Annotated in this window: 10 protein-coding genes; 3 read left to right on the forward strand and 7 right to left on the reverse strand. The window is 67.7% G+C overall.

The annotated features are described in order from the left end of the window. Nucleotides 1–44 precede the first annotated feature (44 nt). The 7 genes from BGP03_RS19135 to BGP03_RS19165 all read right to left on the reverse strand — a co-directional run bounded on the left by BGP03_RS19135 (nucleotide 45) and on the right by BGP03_RS19165 (nucleotide 5,084). Nucleotides 45–1,730, reverse strand: coding sequence for a replication initiator (locus tag BGP03_RS19135; protein ID WP_298799773.1), 1,686 nt, complete (start codon nucleotides 1,728–1,730; stop codon nucleotides 45–47). Further along, nucleotides 1,727–2,023 carry a hypothetical protein gene (locus BGP03_RS19140; protein ID WP_298799774.1) on the reverse strand — a complete coding sequence of 99 codons (297 nt, stop codon included), beginning with the start codon at nucleotides 2,021–2,023 and terminating at the stop codon, nucleotides 1,727–1,729. The genes BGP03_RS19135 and BGP03_RS19140 overlap by 4 nt, the downstream gene beginning before the upstream one ends. Next, nucleotides 2,020–3,600, reverse strand: coding sequence for an FtsK/SpoIIIE domain-containing protein (locus tag BGP03_RS19145; protein WP_298799775.1), 1,581 nt, complete (start codon nucleotides 3,598–3,600; stop codon nucleotides 2,020–2,022). The genes BGP03_RS19140 and BGP03_RS19145 overlap by 4 nt, the downstream gene beginning before the upstream one ends. Continuing rightward, nucleotides 3,600–3,923: a hypothetical protein gene (locus BGP03_RS19150; RefSeq protein ID WP_298799776.1), complete on the reverse strand. Its 324-nt coding sequence runs from the start codon at nucleotides 3,921–3,923 to the stop codon at nucleotides 3,600–3,602. The genes BGP03_RS19145 and BGP03_RS19150 overlap by 1 nt, the downstream gene beginning before the upstream one ends. Next, nucleotides 3,920–4,210, reverse strand: coding sequence for a WhiB family transcriptional regulator (locus BGP03_RS19155; protein WP_298799777.1), 291 nt, complete (start codon nucleotides 4,208–4,210; stop codon nucleotides 3,920–3,922). The genes BGP03_RS19150 and BGP03_RS19155 overlap by 4 nt, the downstream gene beginning before the upstream one ends. Then, nucleotides 4,207–4,596: a hypothetical protein gene (locus BGP03_RS19160; protein ID WP_298799778.1), complete on the reverse strand. Its 390-nt coding sequence runs from the start codon at nucleotides 4,594–4,596 to the stop codon at nucleotides 4,207–4,209. Before BGP03_RS19160 ends, BGP03_RS19155 begins: the two co-directional genes overlap by 4 nt. Before the next feature lie 107 nt (nucleotides 4,597–4,703). Then, nucleotides 4,704–5,084, reverse strand: coding sequence for a plasmid replication, integration and excision activator (locus BGP03_RS19165; RefSeq protein WP_299736911.1), 381 nt, complete (start codon nucleotides 5,082–5,084; stop codon nucleotides 4,704–4,706). A 162-nt stretch (nucleotides 5,085–5,246) separates the two neighbouring features. Between BGP03_RS19165 and BGP03_RS19170 the strand changes: the two genes are divergently transcribed. From BGP03_RS19170 to BGP03_RS19180, 3 genes are all read left to right on the forward strand, one after another. Beyond that, complete coding sequence (locus tag BGP03_RS19170; protein ID WP_298799780.1) at nucleotides 5,247–6,074, forward strand: hypothetical protein; 828 nt, start codon at nucleotides 5,247–5,249, stop codon at nucleotides 6,072–6,074. 4 nt (nucleotides 6,075–6,078) lie between these two features. Further along, complete coding sequence (locus tag BGP03_RS19175; RefSeq protein WP_298799781.1) at nucleotides 6,079–6,888, forward strand: hypothetical protein; 810 nt, start codon at nucleotides 6,079–6,081, stop codon at nucleotides 6,886–6,888. 81 nt (nucleotides 6,889–6,969) lie between these two features. Continuing rightward, nucleotides 6,970–8,061 carry a hypothetical protein gene (locus BGP03_RS19180; RefSeq protein ID WP_298799782.1) on the forward strand — a complete coding sequence of 364 codons (1,092 nt, stop codon included), beginning with the start codon at nucleotides 6,970–6,972 and terminating at the stop codon, nucleotides 8,059–8,061. Nucleotides 8,062–9,194: the final 1,133 nt, after the last annotated feature.

Here is a 9,194-nt window from a genome sequence, read left to right on the forward strand (position 1 = left end):
CGAGTGGCGTGCGAGATCTGTGCCGTCGAGCAGGTCGAGGTGGATCACGCCGCCACCTCACGACCAAGATCGGTAGTTGCCGAACCGTCGGGCGGATCGGCGCCGGCCACGAGTTGGGCGGCGTCGTAGTCGGCTTTCCAGCGTTGTCGTTCGCTGATCGCGGCCAGGAGCAGCGCGGGCCGGGTCGGGACGTCGGGGTCGCCGGCCTTGGTGCGTTCCCACTCGAAGGGCCCGTCATCGACGGCGTAGCCGGGTCGCACTCCGGCGCGGTCGAGGAGTTGCCGAACGAATGCGCCCCGTTCGGCGCGGTGGTCGTCGAGGGTTTTCCCGGACCATTTGCGGGAGACCAGGACGCGGCGTCCGGCGATGCCGAGGTGTTCAGGCTTGTGGGCCTTGCCCTTGCACTGCCCCGGCGTCGTCGACAACCGGGCCCCCTTGGGCTGCACCCCGTAGAGCAGCCACACCGCGCAGCGCGGCGAGCACGGCGTCACCCGGAGTTCGGCGACCAGGCGGTCACGATGGCGGCGAGCCCGGTCGGTGGCGTCGTCGGCCAGGCCCGCGGCGTGGGCGACGTCCTTGGTCAGGTACTTCGTGAGGTAGCCGATATGCCGCCCGGCTTCCTCCGTGCCGCCGAGGATGCCCTTCACGTGGACCTGCGCGCCGAAGGTCACCACGTGTGCCGGGGCGTCGAGGTCTTCGCACGCCGCGTCGAACGTCGGCAGTGGCTCCCGGGTATCGGGGTCGACGAACCCCTTCGTCCGGTCGTCCCAGCGCGGCACGTGCTCGCCGCGGTAGCGGATCTCGTCATGCGCCGGCCACCACACCTGGTGATAGGTCGCGGCCGCGATCGCCCGCAACTCCGCCCGCGGAATGGTGCCCCGGATGGCGGCGTGGAAATGCGGAGCCCCGCGACGCTGCGGCTCGATCGTCCCGAAGTACTGCACCTCCCAGCCGACGCAACGCCGCGTGTTCTGCCAGAACCGGTCCAGCAGCGCCGGGAAGTGGATCGCGTCCCGCGCGGCACGCCGGTAGTCGTAGCGGTCCAGGTCGAGCGCGGCCCCGTCCCCGTCCACTCGCCCGTAGCTGTCGAGGGTGAGCGTGAGGAAGGTGGAGGGCCGGTACTTCTCCCCGAACACCTGCCCGAGCGTGCGCTTCTCCACCGGACGGCGCGGGAGGTTCGGTGCGTCCTGCCGCCGCCGCGTCGACCGCTTGCGCACAGGCCGGTCGGGTGGGTCGAGGGGTTCGAGCCGGCCCCGGACTCCGAGCCCGCGTAGCTGCTCGTCCACGACCTCGACCGCGTCTCGGATCTCCTCGCACTCGGTGTCGTCGCCCTCCTCGCGCGCGACTTGGTAGGCCGCGTGCAGGTCCGCCCGGACCGCCATCAGCTCCTTCTGCGCCTCGGTCGGGTCAGCCGGTTTCGCGAGGGGCTCGTGCTCGAGGTGCCAGCCCTCCCGGCACTGCACCATCCGCAGCCGGCGTTGCTTCTCCGCGCACGGCGGGCAGACGTCGTCGCGGCGGGCCCCGCACGGCACCGGCACCACATCCACCCGGCCAGACGTCAGGTCGATCCGCCGCAGCGCGAGCGGTCGGACGCAGACGCCGTGATCCTCCGCGAGCTGGCGCGCCACGTCCCCGGTCAGGGCGAGCAGGGCCTTCTGTGCGCGGGTGAGCTGGTCCTGGTCCACGAACTCGGCCGGTGGCCCGTCAGCGGCCACGGTGGGCGTCGTCATCGGTCACCCCCGACCGGCACGTCATCTGTCAGGGGCTGATCTGCCCGAGCGCGGCCAGTCAAGACGGCGTTGACGTAGGCGATGTCGGCCCGGTCCTCCCGGCACTCCCGCAGCCAGCGCTGCGCCCACCAGATCGCAGCCAGGAGCAGGCCGGCGACGGCGAGCACCACGAGAACCTGCCCGACCAGGACTTCCAGCCACGGGAACACCGCCGAGGCGCACCCGAGCCCGCAGATCACGAGGACGCCGAGCATGAGCCGCTCGTACTCGCCGCTCGTGCGCAAGTTGTTCATGCCATTCCCCCGACGGGGACACCCGCGGGTGCGGGCAGGGCGAATGTGGCGTCGGGGAACACGGGCTGGCGGGCGCCGGTGACGAAGTCCTCCAGCTCCTTGATCGTCTCGTCCGGCACCCACCCAGCCCGCACGCGCAACGGTTCGCGGACGCCTTCGCCGAACAGGTAGCCGACGCCGGGTTCGTGCTCGCCGATGCGGTTGGCCCAGGCGCCGCGGTCGTAGGCGTGCTCGCCCAGGACCATCCCGACGTGGGACTTAGAGGCGACGCGCAGGCAGATCCGGCGCGGGAACAGCTCCCGGACCGGGACGGTGTCCTTGGTGGGCTCCTGCACGTACCCGCGGACGGTGTAGCCCAGCGCGCGGCCCTGGGTGGTGAGCAGGGCGACGCGTTCGGTCATGGCTTCGCGGGTCTTGCGATCGCTGACGTAGCGCATCAGCGCCCCGATCTCGTCGAACTCCACCAGCTCGAGGGGATGCTCACGGGTGATCGGCACGAGCCGGACCCGGCCGGCGAACGCGACCTTGCGGGCCTCCATCCCCTCGATCAGGTCATCCAGCAGCGCCAGGGCGTCCTTCGAGGAGACGGCGTAGCGGTGGAACACCCGCCGCCCGTAGGCCAGCTCCATGCCCTTCGGGTCGATCCCTGACACCCGCACCAGCCCGTCACGGATCACCGGGGCCAGCGAGACGATGGGCGACCACATCACCGAGTTCTTGCCCGCCCCGGTCGACCCAGCCGTGAGGGTGTGGCCTCCGGCGATGGGTTGGTGCCAGTCGGTGCCGTACTCGGTGCGGCCGGACCACACCTTGCGGAGATCCAGGCTCGTTCCCGCCGTGGCGACCATGTCGCGCAGGTTCGGGCACGCGACAACGTCGTGGAGCCGGTCGCGGCGCTGGTAGTCGATCGACACCCGGTCCGGTCCGAGTTCCCGGATCTGGCAGCGGGTGACACCGCGAGCGACGGCGAGCTGTCGGGCGGCGGCGTCGAAGTCCTCCGGCGTCTGCCCCGCCACCAACCGCACATGCACCTCGTCCCACGAGCCCCCTGAGCGGACCGCGACGATGCGCGGGAGCTGGTCGGGGCGGGTCTTGGGCTTGGGCTTGACCGCGGAGCGCCGGAACGGGGTCACCTGCACCGTCATCGCGTTGTCCGAGTCGGCGACGGTCAGGCCGCAGGCACGCAGCCAGCCGGGCATACGCGGGGCGTAGACCATCCAGCGCTGCCACCAGCCGCGCAGGAACCGGCCCGCGTAGGGCTCGAACGACTCCCGGCCCAGCCAGCGCCAGCCGAGCAGGACGAGGGCCAGGCCCCCGACGGTCGCGCCGAGGGAGAGCGCGCCGAGCCAGTGCAGCCACCCGAGCAGCAGCGCCGCGGTGAGGGTGGTGCGCCAGTGCCGGACCATCCACCGCCCGGTCTTCCACACCCCCTTGACCAGAAGCCAGGCCGTGATGAAGACGACAGGGATCGCGGCTAGGGCCTCCAACACCCTGGTCAGGAACTGCCCGACCTTGTGGAGCACCCACAAGCCGACTCCGGCGCTGGCCGCCCACACCATCAACTGAGCGGTGGTCATCACGCCACCTCCCGGGCGTCGGTCGACGTGCTGGCCCAGCGCTGGTGCGCCGCCTGCCGGGTGACCCCGAGCCGGGAGGCGATCTCCGCCCACGAGTAGCCGCCGGAACGCAGCCCGAGCACGGCGTCACCGATCGCGGCGTCGAGGTCGGCCGAGAGCGCGGCGAGGGCAGGCAGCGCCTCGACGTCACCGGCGGCGATCCGACGGCCGGCGGCGCGGATGATCCGGCGGCCGAACGCGGTGAACTCCTCGTTCTCCACCACCCTCGACCGTCGCCCGGTAGTCAGGGTGGCGTTGACACGGGAACCCCTGCGCGCGCTCATGCCGCCACCGCCCCAGACCCGGTGACCGCGAGCCGCTGGGCGACGAACAGGGCGTGGCGCTCGTCGGGGGTGGTGCCGCCGATGACGCCCCAGCGCCGGGCCGGGTCCTCCCCGGCCATAGCGTCGAGCAGGCACGCGGCCTGCACCGGGCATGCGGCACAGATCCGCTTGGCCACCTGCACCGCTGGGGCGGTCGGGGTGAGGTCGAGGGGGTAGAAGATCTCCGGGTCGCTGGCGGCGCACAGAGCGCGGGAGCGCCAGTCGCGGCCGGCGGGTTCGCGGATCATGCCGACACCCCCAGCTCAGCCCAGTTCGACAGCGCACCCGCGGCATCGGAGGTGGGCCGGCGCTCGGCGCGGGCCTGCCAGTCCGCGGCGCAGTCACGCCAGAACCGCGCCCGGTCGTGCTCGGTGAGCTGCGCGTTCATCGCGGCCTTCCCGAGCAGCGCGCCGTGGGCGTAGGGGAAGTGGTAGGCCCGCCGGGCCAGCACGCCCCACCACGCCGACGTGCGGGCGCTGACCAGGGCCAGCCGGGCGCAGCGGGCCACGTTCTCCGCGTTGTCGCGGTGCGGCATGTCCGAGGCGACCCGCTCGTCGGTCGCACAGGCGTTGAGCGCTGCGGTGACGCGGGCCAGGAACTCGTTCGCGGTCGTGAACTCGTCGTCGGTGTTCATCTAGGGTCGGTGTCCTTCCGGATGCTCGGTTCCTTGCCAGGGGTTGGGACTCAGGGAGATCAGGAGGGGAGCCCGGTTGCCGCCGAGCTCCCCTCCGCCAACTGCGGTCAAGCCGCCTCCGCGTTCGTGCGCGGGGAAGGCTTGCCACCGGACTGCGGCGCCCGCATCCCGGTCGCCCGGTAGCTGAAGGCGATCCGGTTGCGCTTGTCGTCGAGGTACGGCGTGACCGTCAGGCCCTCGAACTCCACCGGGCGAAACGGCATCCCCGGCATCGCCTCCGGCGGCACCGGCTGATGCGGAGCGGAGATCTTCACCGTCACCGTCTTCACGTCTTTACGGGCATCCGGGTCGGCATCCAGCACCGACACCGACCACACCAGCACCCCGGACTCCTTGTCCGTGGCCTGCACCGCACGCTCACGCGTCGAGCGCTCGAAGTCGCGCACCGCCTCCACATCCCCGATCACGAACGCGCCGTGCGGGAACACCTCACCGTGGCTGACCTTGAGCCGAGTCGGGATTGCCATGACCACTCCTCCTGTTTAGCCCCCTAAACATTCTGCTCCGAGTGGAGCGCCTGCCGTGTAGGGGGGTAAACACAAGGTAGGGGACTTGCGGAGACACTGTCAAGTCCCCCTAAACTCATCACGGTGAGTAGCCCCGACGACTTCGACGAGGTCCGGCGAGACCCGGACCCGATCCGACGCGGGCGCCGCGCCACCACACTCATGTCCGTCTACCAGCAGCGCGCGGCCGAACTCGCCCGGCTGCGCCGCGAGGCGATCGAAGAGGCCCACGTCGGCCAAGGGCTCACCTACACCGAGATCGCCACCGCGCTCGGGATCACCAAGGGCCGCGTGACCCAGATCCGCGGCGGAGCACCCGCCCGGGAACGCGCGTTCTTCGGCGTCGGACCCGTCCACGTCGGCGTGCCGCTGCGCGAGGGCACCGACGACCGGATGCGCAGCTACATCGACGCCGCCGACCTCGCGACCCAGACCGACACCGAAACCCTCTTCGGCACCCTCGCCCTGGCCGCCGAGCCGTTCACCATCCCGTCCGACACCAGCACCGTTCCCGACGGCGATGTCGTGGTGATCTGCGGCCCGAAGTCCGCGCCGATCGGGGCCGACCTCATGGAGTCCGACCCCTGCCTCGGCATGGTCCGCGAACACGGACGGTGGTGGATCATTGACAAGCGCACCGGCGAGCTGTTCGGCTCACCCTCGACCAACGACCCGCCGGAACCGGCAGACGTCGGCTACCTGTCCCGTCGTCGCGACGGAGACCGCGTCATCGTGCACGTCGCCGGCATCCGCAGCACCGGATCACGCGGTGTCCTGCACTACCTCGCCCGCCACCTGCGCGAGCTGTACCTACGGACCGGCGACGAGTCGTTCAGCCTCGCAATCCGCTGCGAACTCGACGACCTCACCGTCACCGACAGCAGCATCGTCAGCGGCCCCCACCTCTGGTAGCCCCATGAAGGTCCACACCGCCACCCTCGCCGGCGGCACCACCAACGCCGACCGCGTGTTCTTCACCGACAACGCCGTCATCGTGCTCGACGGCGCATCCGCACACGAACCCGTCGATATCGACCCCGCGACTTACGCCCAACTTCTCGGCGAGACAATCGCCGACCAGCTCGACCACTCCCCAACGGCGGATCTCGCGCGCGTCGTGCGTACCGGCATCCGGCGCGCAGCCGCCAGACCCCCTCTCACCCGTGGAGCCCGAACTTCTCCGTCCAGCACCGTCAGTATCCTGCGCACGCGTGACGGACTCGCCGATCTGTACGTCTTGGGCGACAGCCCGATCTACTACGGAAACGGCACTCAGGTCTGCCACCTGGTCGACGATCGCTTGTCCACTTTCGCCGTTCCGGAGCGCGACCACTACGTATCCGAGCTCGTTGCGGGCCAGGGCTACAACGACCACCACCGCGTCGCCCTTGCGGAACTCCAGCGAGAACAGAGCAAACACCGCAACACGTTCGACGGCTATTGGATCGCCGAGGCCGACCCAGCAGCAGCTGACCACGCCATCACCGCGAGGCTGGATCCGACGTCAATCACATGGGCGGTACTCGCCACCGACGGAGCCGCTGACATCATTGAACGCACCGGTCAGTCATGGACAGATATCGCCCAGTACGACGCCAGCCGACTCGCCGACCTCCTAGAGGGCCTTCACCAGTGGGAAGCCATGATCGACCCCCAAGGCCGCCTACTCCCCCGCGCCAAACGCCATGACGACAAGACCGTCGCAGCCGTGCTCCACCTCTTCTAAGCACGTCCGCAGAGAGGACCAGGGGGACGAGATCCAGGCTCCCATAGTATTGATCAACTCCTCGCCGTATGATCCATCGCTGTGGCACGCGATCACTACCTAGCTGCAGCATTACTGGGGCGCTTCTCTGCGTCGAACACGCTCCCTGCACGCGACCGCAGGCTGTTTGTAGCCCGCCACGGCCGAAACATCTCCACAGCGAGGGCGAGTTCATTTGGCTATGTGAACGGTTTATATGACGTTGAAAGATCCGGCTCCACTGACTCGCAACCGGGACATGCCGCCACGTCCGTCGACCAGCACGTCGCTGGCTACGAAAGCGCTCTGCCCTTCGTGCTAGACCAACTTAAAGCGAGCGAGCCAATTGCACTGAAGCCGTGGCTAAGGACAGCAGTTCCCTTCGTCGCCGCCGCATTCGTACGAGGACCAGACTTTAACAAACGGTTCGAACGCCGGTCCTTCGTTGAGGCTACGGCCGGTTCGGTTAGTCCCGACAATACCAACAACGCCCGGTCTATTGAATTAAGCCTGCTCCTGGCGCCAGTCATGGCCGCACGATGGGTCATATTTCATGGTGCAAGTCTTGAAACACCCTTCATTATTAACAACCTAGGAATCACTCCAAGTGCAGACGGAGCAGACCGCGGCTTCGTTATTCCGATCAGCAACTACACGGCGATTGGAATCTTTCCTAGGTCGACCGGGACAGTAGCCATCTACCGATCCGGATGGGTCCCCGTGATTGAGCATCGCGTCATCGACTCTATCATGGTCACTGATTGCAATCAGTGCACCGCAGCCGTAGCAACAGAGTGGATCGCGGGCCGCAATCAACGCATATTGGAAGACAATATCCAATTCATAAAAGCTGATGAGAGTCAGCTGACGCAAGCGATGGAAGGATGGCCTATCACTTATCGATCGCTCGTATCACACGACCGCGAATGGCACCGCCTCGTTAGTGCGACGGCTGCCGATCTATCACCATCCGAACTGCCGAACCTCCAGGAAGTTGTACCTGCCAAACTCGCCGCCGACTGGTGCCCACCCGTAATTCTCCGGATCAATATGCTAGAAATGCCCACCGGACTCAGCCTTGCCGGGCGAACCATCAGGCTCAAGTTGGACACCCCCGCAGACTACGGCAAGTACTTCATCACACCTGGCGATTAGAAGATCTCGCGTGCCGCCTCACTAAAGCGAATGAATTTCGGACCGCGAAGTTGTCAGAACCTGCACGATGACTCCGGACGTAGGGCGACTTCAGACACAGAGGCCTACGGTCGCGCATCTGGCGCTTCAGGCATGCCCAACGAGAGCGGACGACCGAGGCCGTAATGATCCGGAGCCGCTACTGGGATCTCAGCAAGCGCTCCGCTCGCGCGCCGTATCCAATGACGTCCTGAGCGGTCCGTGAATGCTATTTCGACTCCAGGTGCCCGCGACATGCCCCAATCGAATCCTGGCAGCGCCAGTGCCCTCCATTGTCCTGGCGGAATTACAGAGTAAGTCGCAAGGGGACTGGACGCCCGCACACACTCTTCTCCCGTTTTTGGTCCGGCTCCTTGAACGGTGACAACCCATATCACTGCCTCGTAAACAGGTTCATCTGACCTATTTGATAAATCGATTCTGCAGCCTGGACTTTCAGTCGCGCCTGTACCAAGCCAGGCCGAAACGAGCTTGGCTTGGTCTATCAATTCGTCTTGACGACGGAGCCGCCGGTCACGAGCCACCTGCGCCAGGGCGAGCGATACGGCCGATACCGTTCCAACAGCGCTGACCCAGGCCGGAATGTTGCCCCAAACGGTCGTCATGTAGGCAGCATAAGGCATGTCTGCGATCGGAGTCGCCCAAGCATACGGGCACCCCTCCGAACCCGCCCAGAAAATTTCCTGAAGTCTTACATGTGGCGATACTGGTCAGCACCCGCCCTAAGGTAACTATTCCGCCCGACTTGCCACATGCTATCGGGCGTTGCCCGGTGGGGATGCCGCTTCGGTTCCCGCGATGGTGCACATAGTTGCTGCCGAATCTGTCTCTATGGGATCAAGGCGCCGCCTCCGGCGGCGCGGGCCGGCCGTGCCGGCCCGCCGTCCGCCCCCTCTACCTCCGGCCCGGGCGCGGCCGTCGGCCCGACCCACCCGGCCCTCAACCGCCAGAAGCATCGCCAGATCCCTGAGTCAGTTCGTCGCCGCCATAGGCTCGACACATGGAGCCCACCCGACGAGCCGTCGAAGCCGACATCCCGGAACTCGTCCGCCTCCGCGCCGCGTTCGCCGAGTACCTCAAAGCGGCTCTTCCGG

Origin of the sequence: Pseudonocardia sp. 73-21, assembly GCF_001899645.1 — a bacterium.
Lineage (GTDB): Bacteria > Actinomycetota > Actinomycetes > Mycobacteriales > Pseudonocardiaceae > Pseudonocardia.

Coding starts and splice junctions, on each gene's coding strand:
- BGP03_RS19135 (WP_298799773.1), bottom strand. CDS start 1,730: ATGACGACGCCCACCGTGGCCGCTGACGGGCCACCGGCCGAGTTCGTG.
- BGP03_RS19140 (WP_298799774.1), bottom strand. CDS start 2,023: ATGAACAACTTGCGCACGAGCGGCGAGTACGAGCGGCTCATGCTCGGC.
- BGP03_RS19145 (WP_298799775.1), bottom strand. CDS start 3,600: ATGACCACCGCTCAGTTGATGGTGTGGGCGGCCAGCGCCGGAGTCGGC.
- BGP03_RS19150 (WP_298799776.1), bottom strand. CDS start 3,923: ATGAGCGCGCGCAGGGGTTCCCGTGTCAACGCCACCCTGACTACCGGG.
- BGP03_RS19155 (WP_298799777.1), bottom strand. CDS start 4,210: ATGATCCGCGAACCCGCCGGCCGCGACTGGCGCTCCCGCGCTCTGTGC.
- BGP03_RS19160 (WP_298799778.1), bottom strand. CDS start 4,596: ATGAACACCGACGACGAGTTCACGACCGCGAACGAGTTCCTGGCCCGC.
- BGP03_RS19175 (WP_298799781.1), top strand. CDS start 6,079: ATGAAGGTCCACACCGCCACCCTCGCCGGCGGCACCACCAACGCCGAC.